The organism is Lacipirellula limnantheis (genome assembly GCF_007746075.1).
Lineage (GTDB): Bacteria > Planctomycetota > Planctomycetia > Pirellulales > Lacipirellulaceae > Lacipirellula > Lacipirellula limnantheis.
Map to the genome: position 1 here is coordinate 1,872,885 of NZ_CP036339.1, position 23,588 is coordinate 1,896,472.

At 61.3% G+C, this 23,588-nt stretch carries 17 protein-coding genes; 2 read left to right on the top strand and 15 right to left on the bottom strand.

Annotated elements, in window-relative coordinates; genetic code table 11:
- On the bottom strand, positions 1-687 hold a 687-nt coding region (locus I41_RS07285), incomplete at its 3' end, for an Hpt domain-containing protein (RefSeq protein WP_246133872.1).
- A 1,174-nt stretch (positions 688-1,861) separates the two neighbouring features.
- Between I41_RS07285 and I41_RS07290 the strand changes: the two genes are divergently transcribed.
- Both I41_RS07290 and I41_RS07295 read left to right on the top strand, forming a co-directional pair.
- The gene (locus tag I41_RS07290; RefSeq protein ID WP_145431922.1) at positions 1,862-2,170 is read left to right on the top strand and encodes a hypothetical protein; all 309 of its coding nucleotides are present in this window, start codon (positions 1,862-1,864) and stop codon (positions 2,168-2,170) included.
- Between the two features lie 129 nt (positions 2,171-2,299).
- The gene (locus tag I41_RS07295; protein WP_145431923.1) at positions 2,300-3,781 is read left to right on the top strand and encodes a glycoside hydrolase family 130 protein; all 1,482 of its coding nucleotides are present in this window, start codon (positions 2,300-2,302) and stop codon (positions 3,779-3,781) included.
- A gap of 137 nt (positions 3,782-3,918) precedes the next feature.
- Here I41_RS07295 and I41_RS07300 read toward each other — a convergent pair whose 3' ends face one another.
- The 14 genes from I41_RS07300 to I41_RS07365 form a co-directional block, all read right to left on the bottom strand.
- On the bottom strand, positions 3,919-6,228 hold the full coding sequence (locus I41_RS07300) for a glycosyltransferase family 4 protein (protein ID WP_145431924.1): 2,310 nt from the start codon (positions 6,226-6,228) through the stop codon (positions 3,919-3,921).
- 130 nt (positions 6,229-6,358) lie between these two features.
- On the bottom strand, positions 6,359-6,673 hold the full coding sequence (locus I41_RS07305) for a BON domain-containing protein (RefSeq protein ID WP_145431925.1): 315 nt from the start codon (positions 6,671-6,673) through the stop codon (positions 6,359-6,361).
- Between the two features lie 442 nt (positions 6,674-7,115).
- Positions 7,116-8,516 carry a DUF1501 domain-containing protein gene (locus tag I41_RS07310; protein ID WP_246133827.1) on the bottom strand — a complete coding sequence of 467 codons (1,401 nt, stop codon included), beginning with the start codon at positions 8,514-8,516 and terminating at the stop codon, positions 7,116-7,118.
- A gap of 70 nt (positions 8,517-8,586) precedes the next feature.
- On the bottom strand, positions 8,587-11,292 hold the full coding sequence (locus I41_RS07315) for a PSD1 and planctomycete cytochrome C domain-containing protein (protein WP_210421124.1): 2,706 nt from the start codon (positions 11,290-11,292) through the stop codon (positions 8,587-8,589).
- A gap of 76 nt (positions 11,293-11,368) precedes the next feature.
- Positions 11,369-12,382, bottom strand: a complete 1,014-nt coding sequence (locus I41_RS07320) for a DUF1559 domain-containing protein (protein WP_145431926.1) — start codon at positions 12,380-12,382, stop codon at positions 11,369-11,371.
- Between the two features lie 79 nt (positions 12,383-12,461).
- Positions 12,462-13,880, bottom strand: a complete 1,419-nt coding sequence (locus tag I41_RS07325) for a sulfatase family protein (protein WP_145431927.1) — start codon at positions 13,878-13,880, stop codon at positions 12,462-12,464.
- Positions 13,881-14,002: 122 nt separating this feature from the next.
- Positions 14,003-16,855, bottom strand: coding sequence for a beta strand repeat-containing protein (locus tag I41_RS07330; protein WP_145431928.1), 2,853 nt, complete (start codon positions 16,853-16,855; stop codon positions 14,003-14,005).
- A gap of 79 nt (positions 16,856-16,934) precedes the next feature.
- Entirely contained in the window at positions 16,935-18,395 is a 1,461-nt protein-coding gene (locus I41_RS07335) for a sulfatase-like hydrolase/transferase (protein WP_145431929.1), read from the bottom strand.
- A gap of 15 nt (positions 18,396-18,410) precedes the next feature.
- A complete protein-coding gene (locus I41_RS07340; RefSeq protein WP_145431930.1) occupies positions 18,411-18,605 on the bottom strand; it encodes a hypothetical protein in 195 nt (64 codons plus the stop codon).
- A 430-nt stretch (positions 18,606-19,035) separates the two neighbouring features.
- Positions 19,036-19,407, bottom strand: a complete 372-nt coding sequence (locus I41_RS07345) for an STAS domain-containing protein (protein WP_145431931.1) — start codon at positions 19,405-19,407, stop codon at positions 19,036-19,038.
- Positions 19,407-19,703, bottom strand: a complete 297-nt coding sequence (locus I41_RS07350; RefSeq protein ID WP_145431932.1) for a hypothetical protein — start codon at positions 19,701-19,703, stop codon at positions 19,407-19,409. Before I41_RS07350 ends, I41_RS07345 begins: the two co-directional genes overlap by 1 nt.
- On the bottom strand, positions 19,704-20,441 hold the full coding sequence (locus tag I41_RS07355; RefSeq protein ID WP_145431933.1) for a sulfotransferase family protein: 738 nt from the start codon (positions 20,439-20,441) through the stop codon (positions 19,704-19,706).
- A gap of 32 nt (positions 20,442-20,473) precedes the next feature.
- A complete protein-coding gene (locus tag I41_RS07360; protein ID WP_145431934.1) occupies positions 20,474-21,328 on the bottom strand; it encodes a putative capsular polysaccharide synthesis family protein in 855 nt (284 codons plus the stop codon).
- Positions 21,329-21,351: 23 nt separating this feature from the next.
- The gene (locus I41_RS07365) at positions 21,352-23,535 is read right to left on the bottom strand and encodes a pyruvate kinase (protein ID WP_168206755.1); all 2,184 of its coding nucleotides are present in this window, start codon (positions 23,533-23,535) and stop codon (positions 21,352-21,354) included.
- Positions 23,536-23,588: the final 53 nt, after the last annotated feature.

Consider the following 23,588-nt stretch of genomic DNA (forward strand, 5'->3'; position numbering starts at 1 on the left):
CTCGATCCCGACGTGAGCCTCCGTATTAAGCGCCTGAATCAGCTGATTCCGGCCCAGCACCAACTCACCCGCCAAATTCATTAGGCTGTCCAGCACGCCTACCTGGACCCGAATGCTCGTCTCGGCGGTCGGTGGCGCAGCGGTTGGCGTGGCCATGACAGGTGCCGGCGACTCTTCTTTGAGATCGTCGATTACCGAGATCTCCACTTCCGGCGTGCAAGCGCTAGGCTGTTCAGGAAGCACGGGCGCCACGCAAGCTTCGCTAACCGTCGCTCCTTGAGCGGCAATGGCGTCAAGACTTTGGATATGGGCGTCGACGTTAACGTCGTTCGACGCGTCGACGTCGTTAACCAATTGAGATAATGCGTCCGACGCTCTCAGCATGGCTTCGACCATCAACGAGGTGGGAACCAATTCGCGCGTGCGAACGAGGCCAAGAACATTCTCCAAGCTGTGAGCCAGCTTGTTGACGGTGATAAGCCCCAGGAATCCCGCGGCTCCTTTAATTGAGTGAATGCCACGGAACAGTTCATTAACGACTTCCAAGTCGACGTTTGCGCCGTTGGATTCGATTTGAAGCAGCTGCCCCTCGACGTGAGCTAAGTGATCACGCGATTCGGCAACAAACTCCACGAGAAGGGCTTGATCGTCGGAAGACATTATTTCGCTCCTGTATTCGACGCCCATCTCGTGCAAGAGACGGGTCGATACTGAGGAACGTACGTCAGACCATCCGCCAGCGGGCGCTAAGTGAGGCTACGGAAATCCACATCGTGGACATCGCAGACGAAGCTTATGAATCGACCTGTAAACACCGCACGAAGGTGATCCAAATCGCGCAGCAATATATCAGTGGTTGATTCCCAACTTGAAAAGCATCGTCTCGGATTTTGCCACTCCGCGCGATAGAAGGAATAATCCTATTTCAGAGCGAAGCCACCTTCCATAAAGGCAAGTTGCTCAACTGCGGAGCGCAATCTGGAAAGATTGGCTGGCAGATACGGGTGCGACGAGTCTTTTCATTAGTCGCGGCACTGGCGGGCGCATTAATTCACTCTGCGCACTACGCACCTAGTTTAGCGGTTGTCAGATTATCGTCAGACCAAAAGGCGATCGCGCCGTAAGACGCCGTCGGAGAAGCCATGGATACGCAGACGGGCTCTTCCGCTAACCGATTTCGACGGTGGATCGCTAGTTGGCGTTCGCTCGCAGGTATGCCGTCGGATCGGTGAGCCGACAACCTGATCCTCCGCATATCCCCTGCTGCGAGGAGCCAGCAAGCCGTCAGCCGACTGCTGCCGCGGCGTCGTTGTCGCGTCTGGCAGTCGCCGCAGCCGCGGCGGCTTCGAAAGGGCGCCGCGCGGCCCGTCGATTGTTACTCGGCGGAGCCCCGAATTCATCGCCACGAGAGCAGTCCCGTCGGATTGGCAGCGAGCGGAGCGAACTAAATCTCCCGACTTGTCCTAACAGTACAGGCAACGCGTAGTGGTCCATGCCGAGTCCAGCGAGTCGTTAATCGCGACGAGATGATCAAGCCGCTACTGCTCTACGGTGTTTGCCGAGATCGTCGGCCGTTCCCGGCTCGTTCTCTCGCTTCGACGTGGCTAGTTGCAGTTCTGACCGTCTCATTGGCGGTCACCAGCGCAAACGCCGATCAAGACTAGATGGCGCGGAGAGCCAATGCTACGGGTGGCGAACGAGCCCTAAGAAACTCTTGCCGCGATTGCCCATGCCCTCGCCGCCTAAGCGGTTAAGTGTACCACTCAGGTCGCAGCGGAACGAGTAGATCACCCTTCCCTGTGAAAGCGGTATAATGGTGCAGTTAGTCTGCCCCGTCCCTGGTAACATTCTGGAGTGACCGATGCCAAAAAAGAAGAAGAAGGCAGCGAAGCTGCGGGAAAAGAAGGCCTACAGCTACGGCGTGATCTTTTTGGATCAAATCACTCCGCCGATTCCGGTCAACGGTCGTAAACCAATCGAAATTGATATGACGATGGATGAAGCGTTGAAGCTTCATTTAGGTCTCTTGCAAGCCCTAACGGAGCTCAATCGACTTGATCGCCGTTCGCCGATGTCGCGGGCGAGGGGGATTCGTTTCTCGCTCTACCCCGATCAGAACCGGATGATGATCGAGCAAGGGAGCGTGCAGGATAACAGTGCGCCACGATGAATTCGCGCGTCGGTTGAGAGTCGCCGCCGTAGGCGCCTCAGCGCTATTCCCCCCCCGCGTCGCGACAATGGCGACCCGCGACCCGGGGGCAACGACACTTTTGGAGAAGCGCATGAGCAAGCGCATTTGATGTCAGCAGCCAAGAAATCGAGTCGCCGCAAGCCGCTAGCGGTCAAGCGCCTGCCAGTGACCTTCGCCAGCGACAATCGTCGCGTTATCACACGCTTCTTCGACCCGGGCAGCAAGGGTCGGATGCAAAACATCGTGGAGCGGATCGCCCGACTGGAGGATGAGGAGGTGGCTCGGCTGCTGGATGAAGTCTTCCAGCGGTTTCGGACGCGGCATAGCAACATCGTCTCGGTGCTGGAGCAGAACTTCCGCAACGCGGCCGCCTTGCTCGGAGATGCAGGCGACGTCGATCTCAACCGGAGGTTGCTGCTTGGCTCGTACTTCACGATGGAGTACTCGATCGAGTCGGCGGCGCTCTTCAATCCGTCGATCGTCCCGCACCTGAATCAGCATGATCTGCCCGATGGTGCGGTCCGGTTCATCATGAGCCTGCGGGCGACGGGCGAGGGACACGTTTCGTCGATCGTCTTTCGAACTGGCATCATCTATTCCGATCAGCGAATTCAGGTCGATCCGCTCAGTCGGCACACGAGTCCGATCAGCGTGCTGCCTGACAAGCAGTTCGACAAAGAGCTATTCGCCCGGAAACTGCGTGAGATCCGGGTGCCGCAAGAGGCCGCTGATTTAGTGATGAGCCGCCTACCTCGGATGTTTACCATGACCGAACTCGAACAGGTCATGATCAGCGTCTGCGACCGAGAGCTTGATCCGGCGTGCGCGGCTGACGCCTCGGAGGGAATTCGTTGGTTGGCGAAGTCGAACTATCAGCTGAAGCTTCCGGCAGACGCAGAGGCGTCGGAACTTGTCATCTTTCCGCAGACCATCAACGAGAGCCGCGGCATGGAAGATCTGCGGTTGGTGCGGTTCGTGCATGACGACGGCGCAGTGACGTACTTCGGCACATGCACGGCGTATGACGGTTTTCGAACGCTGCCGGAGATGATCGAGACAAGCGATTTTCAAACGATTGGCGTTCATACGCTCAATGGCGCCAAGGCGTTGAATAAGGGGCTTGCCCTGTTCCCTCGCAAGATCGACGGCAATTACGTGATGTGTTCGCGGATCGACGGCGAAAATCTCTACATCATGCGATCGGATAACGTCCACTTCTGGGAAACGGCCGATCTGCTGCAGACGCCCAAGCAGCCGTGGGAGTTCGTGCAGATAGGCAACTGCGGCTCGCCGCTGGAAACGTCCGAAGGCTGGATCTTGCTGACGCACGGCGTCGGACCGATGCGGACCTACTGCATCGGCGCGATGTTGCTCGACCGCGACGATCCACAGCGGATCATCGGCGCGCTCGACGAGCCGTTGATCGTGCCGACCGAGAAGGAGCGCGACGGCTACGTGCCGAACGTCGCCTATACCTGCGGGGCAATGATTCACAGCGACCAGTTGTACATTCCGTTCGCGACTTCGGACACGACGACGCGGTTCGGGATGGTGTCGGTGGAGCGGTTATTGGATCGGCTGACGAGTTAGCGTTCGGCTCCAGCAAACTTTCGTCACGTGCGGCGTCGCAGCACGTCATTTTGAGCGGCGCGAAGACTTTGGCCTCCTATCGCGCTGGGTCCTTCGCTTCGCGCAGGATGACGCCCGTTACGCCCATTTGAAACTCTTTACGTCGGCTGCAAGTCGGCGGCCGCTTCGGCGGCGCGGCGGAAGGCGGCGAGCGAGCTTTCGAGTTGCTGCAGTTCCGCAAGCGACAGCAGAAACGCCAGCGTCGACTCGGCCCCTTGGTTCTCATTAACTCGGTCGGCGTGCAACCCGTCGTGGCAACCGCCAGTGCTCGCGTCGTAGAGCTCGACGCCAAGGTCGTTGCGGCCGAGGAACCATTCGAAGGCGAGCCGCGCTTCGTTGAGCCACGACGATTCTTCGGTGGTGCGATAGGCTTCGACGCAGGCCGAGACGGTTGCCCAGGCCTCGATTGGCTGTTGATCGAAATCGGCCCGCGGGCCGCCGCGCTTGTAGAAGCCGTCGCTGCCAATGGGGCGAAAGTGGCCGCGCGGAGCTCGCTGAATGCCGACAAGCCACTTGAGCGAGCGTAGTCCCAACTCTCGAACCGCGTCGTCGCCGCTAGCGCGACCGCTGATGATCAACGCATGCGACAGCGCCGCGTTGTCGTAGCTGAGCGTCTCTTCAAACCAGGGCCACGACTCCGAGGAGGCCCTCGTATGAAGGTCGACGAGGCGCTCGACGAGCACGGCGCGGACCTGCGTCACGCCGCGATCGCCCTCGAAGCGGCGGAGGTACTGGTCGATTCCCATGAGAGTCGACGCCCAGGCCCGCGGCGAATTGATCTCAACGGCGGCGGGCAGCGCTCGATGGAAGACTTCCATCGCCCAGCATTGGAGGCTGCGCTGCTTCGAGCGTCCGATGCAGGCGCCGAGCGCGCACATCGCGCGGCCGAAGCAATCGTCGGAGCCGAGGATATCTTCGTGGACCCAGCGGCGGTCGAACGTGAGAAAATTGCGAAAGCGTCGCTGTTGGGGCTCGAACGCGGCGTCGAGGAACGCCGCGTAGCGCGTCGTCGCCCGCTGCATTTCGAGCGTGTCGAGCCCCATCTCTTCCAGCGCCATCACGAACTGCAGGCCGCGGGCGTTGTCGTCGGTGCAGTAGCCTTCGGCGAAGTTGGGAAGCGTGTACTTGGCGTGCTGCAGCAGTCCGCAGGAATCGGTCATGCGCAGCAGATGCTCTAGGCGCCACTTCGGGAGCTCCCAGGGGCGTTCGTCGAGCGTTTGAATCGCGAGCGGCTTCACCGGCCGATCGAAGCGGACGCGCCGCGCCTGCTGGAACGAGTTCATGTAGAGATGGGCGACGTGGCTCCAAATCATCTCGCGCCCGAGCGTGTAGGCTTGCCGGCCCATGGCGTGGCGGCGCGGTTCGTCGCGCAGGAGGCTGCAGATTTGCTGCGCAACGGCGCCGGAATCGCGGAAAGGGACGAGAGCGCCGCGGCTGTCGGCCAGCAACTCCTCGGCATGCCAATACGGCGTGGAAACGACCGGCTTGCCGCAGCCGAAGGCGTAAGCGAGTGTGCCGGAGGTAATTTGCGCCGGCTCTAGGTAGGGAGTGAGGTAGATATCGGCGGCCGCGATGAACTCGATCAGCTCGTGCCGCTCCACGAAGCGATTGTAGAAGATAACGTTCTTGCGGACGCCGAGGTCGCTCGCCATTCTTTCCAGGCTGAGCCGGTAGGTTTCGCCCTGTTCGCGGACGAGATTGGGGTGCGTGGCGCCGAGGACGATGTAAACCACCTTGGGGAATTCGCGAATGATCTCCGGCAGTGCCTGGAGGGCGTATTCGATTCCCTTGTTTGGGGAGAGCAGGCCGAAGGTGAGGATGACGTGCTTGCCCTCGACGCCGAATTGTTCCTTCGAGGCGTTGGGATCGACGAACGGCATATCGGGAATGCCGTGGGCGATGACGTCGATCTTCGTCGCGGGAACGCCGTAGACGTTGAGCAGGAACTCACGGCCGCGTTGCGACATCACGACGAGCCGCGAGGAGAGCTCAGCCAGTTCTCGCAGCACGCGGCGCTGGTCGTGCGAGGGTTCCTTCAGCACCGTGTGCAGCGTCGTCACCACCGGCATCCGCACGTCTCGCAGCAGCGCGAGAATGTGCCGCCCTGCCTGCCCCCCGAAGATGCCGTACTCGTGCTGCAGCGAAACGACGTCGATGTTGCTGAAGTTGAGAAAGTCGGCTGCCCGGCGATACGAATCGAGATCTTGCTGCTCGAACTCGAACTGCACTTCCCGCGGGTAGTCGTAACCCTCGGCAATGTCGTTGACCGGCACGACGCAGCAGTCGATTGACGGGTACTGGGCGGCAACCGCTCCGAAGAGGTCGGCGGTGAAGGTGGCGATGCCGCATTTGCGCGGCAGGTAGTCGCCGATGAAGCCGAGTTTGCGGAAATCAGTATTGCGAACCATAGGGCGCTCACGAGTAAAAGGGCGACGGTCCGCGTCGCGGCGTCCGATCGGCGCGCGGCCGATCGAGAATTGAATCCTCCGTTCGGCGGCGAGGCCGAATGCGGCGAAGGGTGCTAGCGAACGACGACAGTTACTGCTGCGGCTTTTTCTGGACGAGAATCATCTGGTCAACGATTCGGCTGATGCCCGGAACGCTTTGAACCGCCTTCATGATCGGCCCGCGCTGAATGGCATATTGGAGCGTGCCGGTGAGCGTGACCATTCCTTTTTGGACGGCGGCCGTCACCCGCGTTTGAGACCCCGTGCCGGAGCGCATCAGTCGCTGATTGACCGCCTTGAGGAGGTCTTTGTCCGAGATTTGGTTGCGGCCAAGCATGGCATCGCCTTTCCAATAGAAGAAGTCGCCGCGATGAGTCGCTGCGGCGCGGGGAAAGGGATCGACCATATGGCCGAGGGCCGGTCAGTGAGAGAGGATCTCCCCTCCAGTAGTCATCGTACGCCTGCACGCGGTCTCACGCCACTGTGTAAATCTGGCGCCAAACGCGTTTTACGCCGCATCCGTCAAGATATCGCCTGCAATGGACGTTCTGGGCCTGACCCTTGACCGCGCTCTAGGGAACGTGACACGCCGCGAAGCAAGTGGCTGCTGGCTAGGTTCATCCAGGAATCGCTGAGCCGCATATCACCTGTGCAGAATTGGATGACGTCAATATGATTCGGCCCACAAATTGTCGTTGGCGCTGCGTTCGCATCCATCGCTGGCATAGTTCTTCGCGCGTCGGGTCCAAGGAAGTACTTTCGCTTAGACGATGGGGGGGCGGGGTGGCAATCCTGCGGGGTGTGCGCAGCGCTGGCGGTCAAGCAAGGGCAGGAGGGTCGCTAATCGCCTACGCAAATATCTCCCGCGCCACGTTTCCGCCGACATCGGTTAGACGGAAATTGCGCCCGGCGTAGTTGTACGTGAGCCGCTCGTGATCGAGACCCATCAGCGCGAGCAGCGTGGCGTGAAGGTCCATCGTGTGCATGCGACCCTCGACGGCGTGGCGGCCAAACTCGTCGGTGGCGCCGTGGCAGTAGCCGGCCTTGACGCCGCCGCCCGCGAGCCACATTGGGTAGCCAGTGATGTTGTGGTCACGGCCGTCTACGCCCTGCGACGTAGGGAGGCGCCCGAACTCACTGCCGAAGAGGACCAAAGTTTCATCGAGGAGCCCTCGTTGGTCGAGGTCGGCCAGCAGCGCGGCTGTTGGTTGATCGACCTCGCCCGAGTTCTTAATCAGGTCCTTGTGGAGATTATTGTGTTGGTCCCATCCAGGATGACAGATTTCGACGAAGCGGACGCCGGCTTCGCTTAGGCGACGGGCCATCAGGCACTGGCGGGCGAAACTGCCTGCCGGACCATCCTTGACGCCGTAAGCATCCCGCACCTTCTGAGGTTCGCTGGACAGATCGAGCAACTCCGGCACCTTCGATTGCATCCGGAACGCGAGTTCGTAGGACTCGATCACGCCATTGAGATGATCGGGGGCGCTCGGCGACGAGACGAGATCGCGATTCATCGACTGCAGCAGATCGATCTGACGGCGTTGAAGTTTCAAGTCGGTCTTCGCTTGCAGATTGGGAACGTAGCCAACGTCGTTGATCTTCATCCCCTGGTAGTAAGCAGGGAGAAACGCACTGCCATAGTTGCCGGCGCCGCCGAAGCTGGGTGGGGGATTGATGGAAATGTAGCCGGGAAGGTCCTGGTTCTCCGTTCCCAGGCCATACATCAGCCACGCTCCCATCGACGGGCGCGTGAGCGACGCCAGCGCGGCGCCTGTGTGGAGTTGAATCACCGCCTGCGGATGCGCAGGCGTATCGGTGTGGAGGCCGCGGAGGAAGCAGAACTTGTCGACGTGCCGCGCGGTGTGGGGAAAGAGTTCAGAGACCCACGTGCCCGTTTCGCCGTGTTGCGAGAATTTGAACTTTGAAGCGGTCAGGGTGCCTCCGCCTGGCGCCACATTGCCGTCGTTGCGCTGAAGTTCCGGCTTGTACTCCCATGTGTCCATTTGGGAGATCGATCCTTGCAGAAACAGGAAGATGATCCGCTTCGCGCGCACGGGAAAGTGCGACCCCTTCGGGGCGAGAGGCCCCTTGGGTTCGGCGACTGGAGCGGCAAACGCCGCCGGCGGGTGCCGTCCGAGCATCCCGGCCAGCGCCAGATAACCAAACCCGGCACTGGCGCCGCGCAGCAGCTGACGGCGGGAAAGGGTGGAATAGCCTGCCATGGCCAATTGTTGAATGGTGGGCATGTGAGGTCCGTTCAATCTTTTGCGATTCGGGGAGCTTTGACGGGGAGTAAGTTTTCGCGAGGCAGTCTGCCTATTTCACATAGCGGCATTCGACGGACCCGAACAGGGCCTGGCAGAAGCTCATCCACGCGGCCGTGCGTGCGTCAACTGGGCCGAGCGACTCTTCCTTCACGGGAGCGTCGGCGTACACAATTTGGTCAGGGTCGGGCGGCGGTTCGTTGTTGTCCTTCTCGCCCGAATTCGACGTGCCGGATGTTCCGTTCGTCGTCGACGAACCATCGGCGGCATTCGGTTGAATGTCGGCGGCGACCAGTTGCCTATCAGCGCCGGCGTCGGCATGCAGCGCTGCTTCATAAGCTGCGAGGAATTCGATCGCTCGGTCGGTCTCGGCGGCGGTGGCTTCGCGGCCCACAAGGAGGCGGTACGCCTCGTTTACCTGTGTCGCTTCGTCGGCGGTTTCTTTGTTTAGGAGGCGCCTGGACAGATTCAACGAGTGACGACGAATAAATGGATCATTCAGCATATAGAGAGCTTGAGTTGCCACAGTGGTCACGTCGCGACTGCCGGTGACCATGCCCTGCTCGGCGAAGTCGAAGACTTGCAGCGACGTCGGCGTCAGGTTGCGTACGAGCGGTAGGTAGACGCTGCGATGAAGACTTTCGCCGGCGGCCTCTTCGACCTGACGGGCTGGCCGGCTGTTATTCTGCAACTCCATGACCTTCAATTGAGTTACGGGCGAACCCTCTGGTCTGTCGCTGCGCAGCTGGCCCGACGTTGCCAACAGGGCGTCGCGCAGCTCCTCCGCGTCGAGCCTGCGCGGCGCGTGCCGCCAGAGCAGGCGGTTCGAAGGATCAAGGGCCAAGTTGGCTGGCTCTGCCGCGGAGTCGAGCCGGTACGTCCGCGTCAAGACCAGGGTGCGGATTAGCTTTTTGAGTGACCAACCGTCGTCAACGAAGCGACCGGCGAGGTGGTCGAGCAACTCAGGATGACTGGGCACATCACCCGTCGTACCGAAGTTATCGACTGTCGAGACGATGCCGCGACCGAAAAGGTGTCGCCAGACGCGGTTCACGATGACCCGAGAGGCGAGCGAGTTTTCGGGGCTGGTGAGCCACTGGGCTAGTTCGAGGCGACCGCTTTGGTCGGCCGGAATTGGCGCCGCGTTAGGAACACTGAGCAGGCTTAGGTAACCGCGCGGGACGACCGGCCCGAGGGCTTCCGCCTCGCCGCGAATTCGATATTCAGTATCAGCAATCTCATTGGAGTCCCGCACGCCAACGGCCGCTTCGCCTTGTAGCGTCGGGTCGGTCAGTTCGAGATATTCCTGCTGTGCCTGTTCAAACGCCACGCGGAAGCGGCGCTGGTTCGGCCTGCCATTCGGACCCTTGGCGAGACCCGCGGGCGTGCCGCGGATAGCGTTCCACTCTTTTTGAGCCTTGTCGAGCTTCTCCTTAGCCTTCACAAGCTTTTCTGGACGAGCGACTTCGACTTCACCGCTCAGCCGCACGAGCGCTTGTGGATTGTAATAGTCGAGTCCGCCGCCTCCCATCTTGCTCCGCACGCCGGCGCAGAGCTCGCTGCTGCGAAAGATGCCCGCCAACGCGTAGTAGTCGCGCGCCGGGATTGGATCGAATTTATGGTCGTGGCAGCGAGCGCAACTCGCGGTGAGAGTGAGGACAGACCGGCTTACGGTGTCGATCTGCTCGTCGACGTTGTTCATGATGAACCGGACTTTGAACCGCTGGTTGACGTCTTTCACGCCCAGCGCCAAAAATCCAGTGGCGATGAGCTGCTCGCGCCGCTGCTGCTCCGATTCGGCGGGAAGGAGATCGCCGGCGATCTGTTCGCGGATGAACCGGTCGTACGGCTTGTCGGCATTGAACGAATCGATGACGTAGTCGCGATACCGCCAAGCGTGCGGAAGCGGAATATTGCGCGACGAGCCGGTCGACTCGCCGTACCGCGCAACGTCTAACCAGTGGCGTCCCCAACGTTCGCCGTAGGCGGGCGATGCGAGTAGCCGATCAACCACGCGCTCGTAAGCGTCTGGCGATACGTCGGCGACGAAGGCATCGATTTCCTCGATCGTCGGCGGCAGACCAGTGAGGTCGAACGTCACGCGGCGAATGAGCGTCACGCGATCGGCGTCGGCCACCGGTTTCAGCCCTTCGGCGCTGAGCTTGGCGAGAATGAATTGATCAACCGCGTCGCGGGGCCAGGTTGTCGACTGAGACGGCGGCGGTTCCGCGGCGTTCAACGGCTGCCAGGCCCAGTGTTCGCGGCGGAGACGGTCGTAGTCGGCATGATGTTCATCGAGATTGACGTCGAGCGTCACCTGCGGCCAGGCGGCGCCGTCGCTAATCCAGCGAGTCAGATCAGCAATCTGCTCAGCCGAAAGCTGCTTCCCCGGCGGCATCTTGAGCCGCTTGTCGGTCTGACTTACCGCCTGAAGCAGGAGGCTTTCTGCGGGTTTCCCAGGAACCACTGCCGCGCCGCGATTACCGCCGGCAAGCAGGCCATTGCGGTCGTCGACGCGCAGTCCTCCTTGGGCGTTCGTGTCGGCAGAGTGGCAGGTGTAGCAGTTCTCGACTAACAGCGGGCGGATCTTCTGCTCGAAGAAGGCGAGTTGCTCGGCAGTAGGCTCGATATTGGCGGCGATGCCGACAGGAGCCGACGCCGCGACGGAAATCGCGCACGCGACCGTCGCGAGCCCTACTCCGAACTTAGACGACTTTACTTGAGACAACGGGCGGGCAATGCTCATCTGGCGGGACATGATCAATCGCATCCTGCGAGGCCTGGGGAAATGGTTTGTGAAGTTCGTGAGGTCGCCTGGTAAGTTACTCCGGCAGCTACAACGAGTCGTTAACCGCTTCCTCGCCGTCGCGTGACCCTAATGCGCGCCACACCAGAAGCTCGACGTCCTCCGAGGCGAACTGGACGCTGCCGTCGACGCGAACCAGATTGACCCCGCCGGTATGCCAGCTGGTGGCTGTTGACGCTCCTCCCTTGGCATTAAAATTGGCTCCCAGATTACCCCCCGCACTGTCCCGCGAGCAGCTGCGGTCGTTCGGCGGGAGGACATGGTTGTAGCGGGACACCGCGTAGTTCCCGAGCGGCCAGTTCCGACCGCCGCGCGAGAATTGGGACTGGGCCTTGTTCATCGTCCACACGTCGAGCGCGCGGCATGCGGTGGCGACCTGGTCAGCGGTGATATTGCCTTCCGAGATGCGAAACCAGTCGCTGACGATTTCAACGGCCGTGTTGTCGCCGTCGCCGCGCACTTTCTCACTGAGTAGCGCCGTGTGCGCCGTCCCGTCGATGACGTCTTTCAGCTTCACGACGCGGTTGGTGATAAAGATGCCGTTGTTCCGTTCCACCTGATTGGCAGGAGTGCCGGTGCCGGTCATCTCACCGGTGTCGCTGCCCGCGTTGCCACGGTAGCTATTGCGCCCCCACCCGTCCTGGTTGTCCGCGAGCGGCGTATCGGCTAAGCGATCCACCGAGTCGGTCGGGCAGACAAAGGCGGCGACGTCGAGGAGACGTGCGTCGGCGTCAGCAACCGCTTTCTGGAAGTCGACGGTGCTGTAGATGCTCGTTTGTTCGAGGTACGGCAGTAGTTGTGAATGCAGCCCCCAAGCGATCGGCAGCTGCCTGCCGATCGGGAGCGACTTCTTCGCACTTTCGTAGTTAAGGGCGGCCAGGCCCAACTGCCGTAGCCGGTTCGAGCAATCGTTTCGCCGCGCTGCTTCCCGCGCCGCTTGCACGGCGGGGAGCAGCATCGCGACCAGCACGCCGATAATGGCGATTACCACCAACAATTCGATCAACGTGAAAGCGCGCGGTGTTTGTCGTTCGCTCTTCATAACCTTTCCGATCGTTTTAGAGACTGACGGCGGCGCCGGGGGGACTCGCGAAAACGTTGCACGCCCCGCGGCCGCGGCCTCATTTGCTTGCCGACGTGGCAGCCGCCTTCGCGGCTTGCTTCTTGCGAGCCTGATTTCCGGGACGATTCTTCTTCTGATTCTTCCCCTCGTGGTTCGCTTCCCACTTTGGCGGAACGTTGTCCTTGTTCCAGGCGTCCCACTCCCGCTTCAACTCAGCGACCTTCTCGGGATGTTTGGCCGCTAGGTCGTTTGCTTCGCGGACGTCCTCGGCGAGGTTAAAGAGCTTCGGCTGCGGCCCGTCGATTCGCGAGACGACCAGCTTCCAGTCGCCGTCGCGAACGGCCCATTGCTCGTTGAAGCGCCAGAACAACGACTCGTGCGGCTTGGCCGTTTTAGCGCCCGTGAGGTAAGGAAGCAGATCGACGCCCTCAAGCTTCCAGCTGGGGTCAACAGCGACGCCCGCGGCCGCCAGCGCGGTCGGCAGAATATCGAGCTGAATGATCGGGTTGTCGTACACAAGCCCTGCTGGAATCTTCCCCTTCCATTGAGCATAGAAGGGAACGCGAACGCCCCCTTCGAGCGTCGTCGCCTTGAAGCCGCGGAGCGGCAGATTGCTCGAGGTCGTCTGCTGCGTCGGGCCGCCGTTATCGGTCAGGTAAACGATCAGCGTGTTCTCTTCGAGGCCATTGGCTTTCACCGTTTTCAGAACCTCTCCGATCGCATCGTCGGTGGCCGAGAGAACCGCGGCGAAGTGCTTGCGATTCTCGTCCTTGATCTCAGGAAAGCGATCAAGATACTTCTGCGGCGATTGCAGCGGAGCGTGCTGAGCGTTGAACGGCAGGTAGAGGAAGAACGGTTCGTCCTTGTGTTCGTTGATGAATTCGACGGCCCGCTTGGCGTAGGCGTCGGTCGTGTAGAACTCCTTGTCGTCGACTCGCTGCGGTTCTTCAGACACTCGCGAGTCGACCAACTCCGGATGGAAGAATGGCGTGTTTCTGAGCGTTCCGTAGAATTCGTCGAACCCACGCTGCGAGGGACGAAACTCCGGCGCGACTCCCAGATGCCACTTGCCGATGGCGCCAGTTTTGTAACCGGCGGCCTTCAAGTGATCGGCAATCGTCTTCTGATCGAGCGGCAGGCCAGCGGTGGGCGTAGGCGGCGGGTTCACTTCGTGCCCGAAACGCGTCTGGTAACGGCCGGTCACCAATCCGGCCCGCGTCGGACTGCAGTAGGGACCCGACACATACCCTTGCGTGAACTTCACGCCGTTGGCGGGAATCGAATCGATGTTTGGCGTCGGAATCTGCTGGTTGCCTTGGGCGCCGAGTTCCCCCCAGCCGAGATCGTCAGCGAGAATGACGATGACATTGGGCTTGTTGGCGTCCGCAGCCGACGCCGGATGGACGGCGACGGCAATAGCACCGGCGAGTGCGACCCATACGAGGGGCTTCTTAACGTGATTGATGACGCGGTTCATGCGATGATCTCTAAATTGAATTGCTGGCTTGATTGCTTCTGAAAGGCGGGCGTCGCGGAGTGCTGGTCGGGTTGCAAAGCGGGCCACGCGCCTACGAGGCGACGTGGCCCGCTTGCCCCCAATCAAGCGCTCGGTAGCCGCTCGTCCGTGCCGACGAGCGAGTGATTCTTCTGCGATTTGCGGCGGAGCAGTTTCCCGCCGAACAGCGCGAGCAGGGACAGGCCCCAGGTCGCCGGCTCGGGAACGGCGACGGCCGTCGCCACTGCCGGCGGCGTGACGCCGCTGCCGAACTGTTGTTGCCAAGCCAGGAAATCGGCGCCGTCTACCACGCCGTCGCCCGTGGCGTCGCCTAATTCCTTCGTGCCGCCGGTCGCCAAGCCGAAGTTCGTCTTCCAGCGACCTAGGTCGTCCGAGTCGACGTCGCCGTCGAGATCGAAGTCGGCGGCGAAGCCAGCCGTCGCCCCGGCAACGAGCGTTACTGAGTTGGCGTCGTACTGTGCCGTCCACGAGTTGGCGCCATTCCACGTCAGACCGGCAAATTGGCCGGTGACGCCGCTCGTCGAGGTCAGGATCTGATAGCTCGAACCCGGCGCCGCCACGAAGCCGTCGGGGACCACGACGTTAAGCGTCCCGTCGAGCGTCGCTCCGCCGGTGATCGCCAGCTTGTCGAAGCCGGCTCCATCGAGATCGACGTCGAGGAATGATCCGGCGTCGAACGTCACCTTTCCCGAGACTGTCAGCTGACCAATCTCAACGCCGGGATTGATGCGACCGCCGAGTTGCACGGAGACGTTCGAGGCGTCGCCGGCCGTGCCGACGAAGCCCGTGCCGCCGAGCACGCCGGCGTCGAGAATCGACACGTCGCCCGTGCCTACGGCCGACCCGGTCGTGTTGTTGGCGAGCAGTCGGCCCTGATCGATGATCGTGCCGCCGTCGTAAGTATTGGCGGCGGTCAGGGAGATCGTGCCGTTGTTATCCTTCTGCAAGCTCGCAGCCGTGCCGCTGATGACGCCGCTGATGATCGCATCAATCGCAGCCGTGCCGTCACGGCCGACGATGATGCGCGGAGCGCCGTTCAGGTCGACGGGGTTCTGAAAGTCGAGCGTTCCATCGGAACCGACAGCCCCCAGAAGCAAGTTGCCGCCGACGAAGTTGCCAGAATTCCAGGTGACCGGCGCCGCCGCGCCGCCGAGATTGACGACGCGATTGCCGCCATAAGCCGCAAACCCGGCATTGAAAGGGACTCCTGTGTCGACGTTCGCTCCATTCAGGTTGATTTGTCCGGGGCCTGTGCCCAGACCGCTGGTGAAGTCGGTTGCTCCGAGGCCGATCGAGCCATTCGTGTTGGTGATTTGAATATTCCCGAGATTGCCGCCGGTGACCCCTCCGGGAATCGAATTGGCGTTCGTGAGAATCACCACGCCGTTGTTGATCAACGTGGCGCCGGTGTAGGTATTCGCGGCTGCAAGTTCGACGTTTCCGGCTTGAGTTTTGTTGAGCGAGCCCGTGCCGCTAATGACGCCTGTCACGCGCGCGTCGAGGGTCGCCGAGCCGTTGCGGATGGCGAGCACCCGGGTCGTCGCGCCGAGGTCGATCGGATTGGTGAAGGTGATCGTGCCGGTGGCGTTGTCGTCGGACAGGACGAAGTTGTTAGCGGCGAAATTGCCGCCTCCCCACGCCACGCCGGCGCCGCCGTTGAGCGTGACGGAGAAGTTGCCGCCGAAAGCGGCGAAACCGCCGTTACCCGTGGTGAACTGCAATTGGCCCGGGCCAGTTCCCAGCGTGCCATTGTAGTCGCCAATGGCCAAGCCCAGCAGACCGCCGGCACGGAGCGTTACATTCGTCGTCGCCGGCAGCGCTTCAGGGTGCTCCAGCACCAAGGCGCCGTTGTTGACGATCGTATTGCCCGTGTAGGTGTTCTTGGCGGCGAGCGCCAAGGCGCCGGGGCCTTGCTTGGTGAGCGTCGCGGCACTGTTGGAGCTGATCGGCTGCGTGAACCGAGTTTCAATCGATGCGGGGCCTTCGTAGGTGCGGATCGTGCGATTGGCCGCGCCGATGTTCAGCGGGTTCTCGAAGATGACGGTGTGCGTGGCCGTCGTCGAGCCGAAGGTGAGCTCTCCGAAAGTTGCACCAGCGTCGCCCCACACGATCGGGGCCCCGGCGCCGCCGAGGTTGACGACGCGATTCGCGCCGCGGGCCGCGAAGCCGTTCGTGCCGACGCCGTTGAACTGAATTTGATCGGGACCTGCCCCGATGCCGCGCTTGAAGTCGCTGGCGCCGAGCTCCAGGACAGCCGCATCATTCAGAGCGATGTTGCTGGTCCCTCCCGCGACGTCGAGGCCGCCCGGAATGGACGTGGCATTGTTCAGTCGCACCGTTAGGTAGTTGGCTGCGCCGCCCCCGCCAAAGGTCGTCGATCCCTGGTAGGTATTGGCGGCATTCAAGATGACGGCGCCAGTGCCGCTGGTGCCGCGACCGACGACAAGATTGCCAGTGCCCGAAAGCGGCTGGAGGAACCGCAGTTCACCGTCATCGAACTGCGAGACGGTGAATGGCGAGTCAAAGACGACCGGGGCATCGGCGATCGTGACGCCTGTCCCTTCGGCCGACAGCGAATTAGAGAACGTCGCCGTTCCGCTAAACTTCAACGTATTCGTCGCCGAGCCGAGAATTGTTGTGTTGTAGGTATCGGTGAGCGCGATTCCCTTATTGACGGTGAGCGTGTCGACTTCGATCGGCTGGCCCAAGTCGATCGTTAGTGCGCCGGTCGGCGCGGGCAGCGTGGCTAGTGCGCCCGGACCGTTTGGAAAAGGCTGCGGCGGAGCAGGCCCCCAGTTGTTGTTGTCGTTCCAAAAGTTGGTTCCGCTCGTGGGCACGAACTCCTGCCCCGCCGCCTGCCCCCCGTCTCCCAGGCTGGCCGCGGCGATGCCCACGGCGCCCCACACAGTTGCTCTCGTTGAAAGTTTGCGAATCATCTTGAGTAATCCCCGTCGTCGAGTTATCTGATAGCGTTGAGATAGTTGAGTTTGAATTGCCTAATCAAGTTTGAGTTGCCTAATTGACGCCGGTCGTTTGCTTGGGCTTGCTCGCACCCTTGCCGGCGGCGTTCGCCTTTTCTCGGCGGTCAATTCGAGCGGCGCGTTGGGCGGCGTTCGGCTTGCGACCTCCTTGGCCTCCCTTCCAAAGAGGCTTGGCAAGCTCCTGGTCCCAGCCGGCATAGGCCGCCGAGAGCTCTTCGACCAAGTCGGGATGCGCTGCCGACAGGTCTTTCTGCTCAGCGACGTCAGCGACGACGTCGAACAGTTTGGGCGTCCCCTCCGCCTGCTGACGGAGCTTGTAGTTGCCGCGGCGAATGGCGTGTTGCGGTCCCGCGCGCCAGTAGAGCGATTCGTGTGGCGCCTTCGCATTCTTACCAGTGACGAACGGAATCAGGTTCACTCCGTCCACGGGACGATCAGCGGCGCCAAGCGATGCTCCGGCCAGCGCTGCTGCCGTGGCAGGGATATCGAGCGAGATTACCGGTTGCGTGTAAACCGAACCGGCCGGGATCGTTCCTTTCCACTGCAGTGCATACGGGACGCGGATGCCCCCCTCGAGAACCGTGCCTTTGTCGCCTGAGAGCGGAGTGTTGTTGCTGCCGTTACCCTGTTGCGGGCCGCCGTTGTCGCTGATGAAGAAGATCAGCGTGTTTTCTTCCTGGCCCGATTCGCGTACGGCCTTCAGCACCTGACCGACCGCATCGTCGAGCCCGCTCAGCAGGCCGGCGTAGGCGCGTCGCTTCGGGTCGCTGATCTTTTCGAACCGTGCCAAGTGCTCGGCATCAGGCTGCAAGGGGTTGTGCACCGCATTGAACGTGAGCTGAAGATAGAAGGGATGTCCCTTTTCACGCTCGACGAACGCCGCCGCCTCCTTGCCGAAGGCTGCCGTCAGGTGGGCAGGAGCTTCAACCTCTTCGTTGCCGCGATAGATGGGGCCGCCTCCGGCCGTGTTCTTGTCATTCGGCACATAGGGATGGGCGCCGCCGAGGAAGCCGTAGAACTCGTCGAAACCGCGTTGCTGCGGTCGGAACTTCTCGTCTGAGCCAAGATGCCATTTGCCGACGAGAGCCGTCTTGTAGCCAGCCTTCTTCAGCCCATCAGCGATCGTCGACTCAGTGAGGGGCAAGCCGACCTCCGTGCCGGCGGTTTGATCGACGCCGCCGGGATTGAACTCGTGCCCGAATCGCTGCTGATATCGTCCGGTGAGCAGCCCAGCTCGCGTGGGACTGCAGACAACGCCGGTGACGTACCCGTCCGTAAAGCGGACGCCATTCTGGGCGATGCTGTCAATATTTGGAGTTGGAACGTCTTTGCCGCCTTGGAAGCCAAGGTCGCCGTATCCGAGGTCGTCGGCGACGATCACGATGATGTTGGGCTTGGACGCCGAAGTGATGGCATCGTTGGCTGCGAGGAGCGACCTGGCATCGGCCGCAAGCAGCGAGACCGCGGCCATTGAGGCGAGGCGAAGGAGTTTCATCTGGCTGTCCTTTATTCAACAAGGGAAGGTGTGCAGTTGGGAAGCGTCGAACATCGCCGACGAAGGCCCGCCAAGAGGAGTGGCGGACAGGAGCGCGGATCGACCGAGTGCGCTATTCGCGAACTCGACCGTTACCGACGGCAACAGCGCGTGCAGTTCGACTGAACTGTTGTAGGAGCGCAGGCGATTGGCGGCGGCGTCGAACGCCATCCAGTAGCAGCAGACCGCAGCCGTGCGACATCCGATGGCGCTAAAGCGGCAGCGTGAGAAAGGGGGAGTGGCATCGTGCAAGAGTCCTGGTCTTGGCAGCGAGCTTCCGGCTTCCCAGTAGGCTACGCACTAACGTGAAGGGGCCGCCGCGTTGCTGGCGGTCGGCAGGCAGAGCGTGTGCTCGCGATGCGATGGCGGCACTACCAGTGGAGCGCCGTCGTCGGCAGACGCAGATGCAATCAGCATGCCGTTCGATCAATTAATTCGATTCAATCGGAATTCCGCGAGAAGACTCATCATCAGGGCGGCAGGACGTCAACGAAACCGTGACATCAAACGGCTCAGGCTAGATGATCTGCTAGTCGGCCCGCGAATATTCCAGAACGAGTCGCGGCGACGCCTCCAGATAGCGGCGCAAAGCGTTCGTCGACTACCCGCGAACGGCGGCGATTGCCTGCCGCAGTTTGCGGTATTCCGGAATGAACTGATCGACGTCCGCAAAGAGATAGGCCCGTCGGGGGTGACCTTTCAGGCCGCAGACGGCCATGCGGCTCCCTGAGCCGTGGATGACATTTCCGGCAGTAAAGGCTGATTGCAGGATTCCGTAGGTGTGATTCGTGTACCGAATGTTGGAAAGATCCAGTACGAACTGACGCTCGCCCGCGGCAAGCGCGTCGGCCAGCGTTTGAGCAAACTCCTGGCGGGAATGAAGCTTCTTGTCGAGTCGATCAGCGAGGATGGTGACCACTCGTACGCCGCCTTCGAGGCGGCTGTCGATCCAAGCGGTGGCGGCGGCAGGCATCAAACGGCTACCTCATCTTTCAGGACCGGCGCAGGCAGATCGGCAAACGGTCGGACCGGAACTCGCGATGCGGCGTCGTTCGGGTCATCCGATTCAATCCAGCGCATCGTTGGCGCAACCATTGCTTTTAGTCGCTCTAACTCCTCGGGGAAGCAATCCTGCATGGCCGGTCCGATGCGTCCGGGTTCGAAATGCTTCCGTACGAACTCAATGGCCTCGGAGGTTACCTCCAAGCCAAGGAAGTCGTAAATGCGGCGCACATCGTCCTCGCAGAACGTTTCAATGCGACATTCCATTTATCGCCCTGGCGGCAGGCTGCGTCCGAACTGGCAAGCCCATTCGACTGACGACCGCCACTGCAGGAAGCAGACGTCCAGCAGGTCCATCTCCTTCCGCATCGCGGACATGGCCGGCAGGCGGACGCCGACAACCGGCGGGCCGATGTACGGCAGAAGCCAGTGGGGCGCCAGGTGCCGGAACGTCTCCATTGCCATGTAGGGGACTTGCTTCAGCCGCATCTCTTTGGCTCGTCGGGCGATGAAGCTATCGCGGAGTTTCGGCGTGTTGGATCGGAACGATCTGGCCACGACGCCGTAGAAGCGGCGCATCGAGAGGACATTGTCGACGCCGTCGCGGATAAAGTGGACGAATTGACAGTCGGGGAATACTTTGTCAACGAAGCCAAGCCGCACGGAGTTGCCAGGCGTGACGTCGATGTATCGCTCCTTGCCCGCCAGGCGCACCACGCTTGCGAATCGCGCCCGAATGTCGGCGATGACCTCGGGTCGCGCGTGATGAGGACGCAAGGCGTCCGAGACGCGGTCATTTCCCGATTTCCAGATCAATCGCGGCTCGTGGGCCACGGCTAACCGCGGGTGCTGCGCAATCGCGTCGCCCAGAAAGTTCATACCGCTGCGCCCGGCGCCGACGACGATGACTGGTTTCTTCATCAGGTCATCATCCGCACACGAAATCACTTGCATCGCCTTCCTCAAGTTTTTCTTGTCGTCGTCGACGATCGGTGGTCCAGGCAAGTCGCTAAAGTCCTCCGCCGATTGTTCTTGAACTAGGTGGCGTATGACGCCGGTGATTCCGTGGCTGGCTCATTAACGACTTCAACCTGCTCTCGACTTCGAGCAAGTTCCCCGTCGGTGATGAAATGGCGAGCAACTTTTGAGCTTATGATCGCGTCCCAATGCGGCCGTGGAATGACGACCCGACGCTTCAGTTCACGATACTGCTCGCGATAGTCCGCCTGTTCGCCAGCCACGCCCGGCGCGTCTGAGACCGTGACTGGCCCATGCGCCATCGCAAACTCGGGGAGGTTTAGGAACTGAGCCACTGCGTTCGCTTTGTCGCTATCGGTGAGCTCCGTCCGTAGGATTAGCGCATCGAACGGACCGCTAGAAATTCGACTGTAGCCAAGCGTCGCATCGAAGGGGAAGTCGAAGACGTCGATTCCCAGGGCGACCCGAAACTCCGCGTCGAACCACTCCAACTCGCGGCGTAACTCTCCATCATCCATGTAGCGGCGGAAACGCGCGGCGAGTTCGTCAGCCGTGACGTCGAGCGCAGCGTTTGGCGACATCGCCAGCGCCCGCGGCTTGTCGACGAATTCGCTTCTCGCAAAGGTGGAAAGTAGGTTGTCTACCGGGTTGCGAACGAGCGTAATGAACTTGGCGCGACGCCTTGGTTGGACGACATGCTTCGACGCCCATTGGGCGCTTCCTGAAAGCTTCCCGGCGCCAATTTTGGCAGGATCGAGATAGTGCGTGGCGATCGCCGGGACGCCGGCGGCGACCAGCGAGTTGTACAGGGCGACGCTCCCCGTTCTCTCCTTCGAATAGACGATGACCGGCGCCTCTCCTTTCAAGTGGAGGCGTGCGCTCAGGGTCACATAACGGGCAATTGCGTGAATCATCGTCGCCAGCAACGGCTTAGCTCTCACTCAATGAAGAGCGAATGGCCAGCGCCTTGCATCTCCAAAAGCCAATTCGATATGTCGGTCCGCATGCACCAGTCAGGCACCACTTGGCCTTGAGCGATCAGATCCCGCACGGCAGTTCCGGAGATCGCGCGACCATCCCCCAGCGTGGCGGATTCTATCGTGTCGTCCGCCTGATCCGAAAAGTGAACGGAATCGAAGAAGACAGGGGCGATGCCGATGTCTCCCAGCGATTCAAAAAGATCGCGATTTTGATTCGGCGTATAGAACCCGCCGACTCCCGTGTGATCGCGGCCCAGCACAAAGTGGGTGCAGCCGAAGTTCTTCCGACAAAGAGCCGTGAACACCGCCTCCCGCGGGCCGCAGTAGCGGGAATAGGTGCTGAACGCCGCGAGCAACGCGTTCGGGACGCGCGCTGAGATGAGCCGCTCGTACGCCCCCATCACTGCCTGCGGCGTAAAGTCGCCCTTCTTCTTGGGTCCAATGACGGGATGAATCAAGATGCCGTCGGCGCTCGCCCGTTCACAGGCGTTGGCAATGACGTGTTCATGTCCGCGATGAGGAACGTTGCGGGTGTGGAATGCGACAATCTTCGTCCATCCTTTGACGTCGAAAATCATCCGCGTTTGCTGCGGGGTCAACTGGTACGGCGAACGCGCAACGCTCGCCGGCCCGAGGTACTCGATCGGACCTCCGAGCAACGTAACGCCCCGGCTCATGAAGCGCGCCACGCCAGGATGCGCTCGATCGGCTGTGCCGAACCACCGTTTCGCCGTTTGCTCTAGTTCGACTTCGTACTTGTCTTCCAGATGCAGGATCGCCGTCGATTCGCCGGTACGCTGGTCGATCAATCGGATTGACTGACCAGGCTGAAAGGCGGCGAACTCCTGCGACTTCCCCTGGAGGACGATGGGCATCGTCCAAACTTGCCCGTCGGGAAGCCGGTTTCGGTCGAGCACGCTCTCCAGTTCTTCCCGCGTCATGAACCCCCGCAGCGGCGAATAAACGCCGTGTGCGAGCTGTTCAACGTCCATCGAGGTTTCCAAGTCGATCTCGATCGACGGGTAACGAGACGAGTGACGGCGCATCGAGCTTCCGTGCGAAAGCAAACGCAGGGGGCGCGCCGTCTCCGAGCCGTGAGGCGATGGCAAGAGCACCGAACCGCCGTCCAGCAGATCGGCGATGCGATAACCTTCGAGCGAACGGCGATAGCGTTCGATGAGGCCGAGGACGATGTCGACGGTCCGTACCGGGTGGCTGCCGATGGCAGTTTCGGCCGCGAGGACCAAACCGTTGGCGCCGTCGAGCATCGTGTTGACGATGTCGTTCAGTTCCGCCCGGGTCGGTTTGCGATTGACGATCATCGACTCCAGCAAATTCGTGGCGACGTTCACCGGCACCTTGGCGATATTTGCCTTGCGAATAATCGCCTTCTGCAGAAAGGGAAGATTCTCCAGCGGCACCTCGCGGGAAAGGTCGCCACGGTCGATCAGAATCTCGTCGGTCTCAGCCAAAATGGAATCGATGTTTCGGACGCCCCGTTTGCTTTCGATTTTGGAAATGATCGTGGAATCGGGGCCCACGAGTTCGCGAAGCTGCCGCACGTCCTCCGCCGAATTGGCGAAGGAAAGTGCGAAATGCCGGACGCCATGCTCTAAGCCGATCCTGACGGCAGCGAGGTCCTTCTCCGAAAGAGCTGGCAGAATCGGAGCGGGGTCAACGGTGACGGCCTTATTCGATCCGACGCGGCCGCCGTTCAGCACGACTGTATCAACGCCGCCGGCAGTTTCCTGCAACACCAGCAACACGACCCCGTCAAAGTCGACGCCGATCAGGGTGTTGGGCTTCAAATCGTCGAAGACGCTCGGGGGCGTCAGCGTGAACCGTTGGCCGTCGCCGATGATCGTTTCGCGGGTCACTGTGACGTGTTGACGATCCTGAATCTCGACGCTCGCGGCCAACGTTCCTGTGCGAACCTGCGCCCCCTCGGTATCCAAGCAGACGGGCACTTGCGAGAACGACTGAATCGTTTTGATCGTGTCGGCGACGCGATCCAACGGCGTATGCGAGAGATTGATGCGGAACAAATCGACGCCGCGCGATTGCAATCGCTCGATCGCTCCTCGATTGAGGGACGACGGGCCGAGGGTGCACAGGACGCTCACAATACGGCGAGACGACATCGACATGGTTCCGATCTAGCGGTTGCAATAACTTCGGGGCAATTCATCTAGGG

Excerpts from the sequence above, each read along its gene's own strand:
- I41_RS07320 (WP_145431926.1), bottom strand. The coding sequence starts at position 12,382 with ATGAAGAGCGAACGACAAACACCGCGCGCTTTCACGTTGATCGAATTG.
- I41_RS07360 (WP_145431934.1), bottom strand. The coding sequence starts at position 21,328 with ATGATTCACGCAATTGCCCGTTATGTGACCCTGAGCGCACGCCTCCAC.
- I41_RS07325 (WP_145431927.1), bottom strand. The coding sequence starts at position 13,880 with ATGAACCGCGTCATCAATCACGTTAAGAAGCCCCTCGTATGGGTCGCA.
- I41_RS07315 (WP_210421124.1), bottom strand. The coding sequence starts at position 11,292 with ATGTCCCGCCAGATGAGCATTGCCCGCCCGTTGTCTCAAGTAAAGTCG.
- I41_RS07310 (WP_246133827.1), bottom strand. The coding sequence starts at position 8,516 with ATGCCCACCATTCAACAATTGGCCATGGCAGGCTATTCCACCCTTTCC.
- I41_RS07365 (WP_168206755.1), bottom strand. The coding sequence starts at position 23,535 with ATGTCGTCTCGCCGTATTGTGAGCGTCCTGTGCACCCTCGGCCCGTCG.
- I41_RS07290 (WP_145431922.1), top strand. The coding sequence starts at position 1,862 with ATGCCAAAAAAGAAGAAGAAGGCAGCGAAGCTGCGGGAAAAGAAGGCC.
- I41_RS07305 (WP_145431925.1), bottom strand. The coding sequence starts at position 6,673 with ATGGTCGATCCCTTTCCCCGCGCCGCAGCGACTCATCGCGGCGACTTC.
- I41_RS07340 (WP_145431930.1), bottom strand. The coding sequence starts at position 18,605 with ATGGCGTTCGACGCCGCCGCCAATCGCCTGCGCTCCTACAACAGTTCA.
- I41_RS07300 (WP_145431924.1), bottom strand. The coding sequence starts at position 6,228 with ATGGTTCGCAATACTGATTTCCGCAAACTCGGCTTCATCGGCGACTAC.
- I41_RS07330 (WP_145431928.1), bottom strand. The coding sequence starts at position 16,855 with ATGATTCGCAAACTTTCAACGAGAGCAACTGTGTGGGGCGCCGTGGGC.
- I41_RS07345 (WP_145431931.1), bottom strand. The coding sequence starts at position 19,407 with ATGCCTGCCGCCGCCACCGCTTGGATCGACAGCCGCCTCGAAGGCGGC.
- I41_RS07350 (WP_145431932.1), bottom strand. The coding sequence starts at position 19,703 with ATGGAATGTCGCATTGAAACGTTCTGCGAGGACGATGTGCGCCGCATT.
- I41_RS07295 (WP_145431923.1), top strand. The coding sequence starts at position 2,300 with ATGTCAGCAGCCAAGAAATCGAGTCGCCGCAAGCCGCTAGCGGTCAAG.
- I41_RS07335 (WP_145431929.1), bottom strand. The coding sequence starts at position 18,395 with ATGAAACTCCTTCGCCTCGCCTCAATGGCCGCGGTCTCGCTGCTTGCG.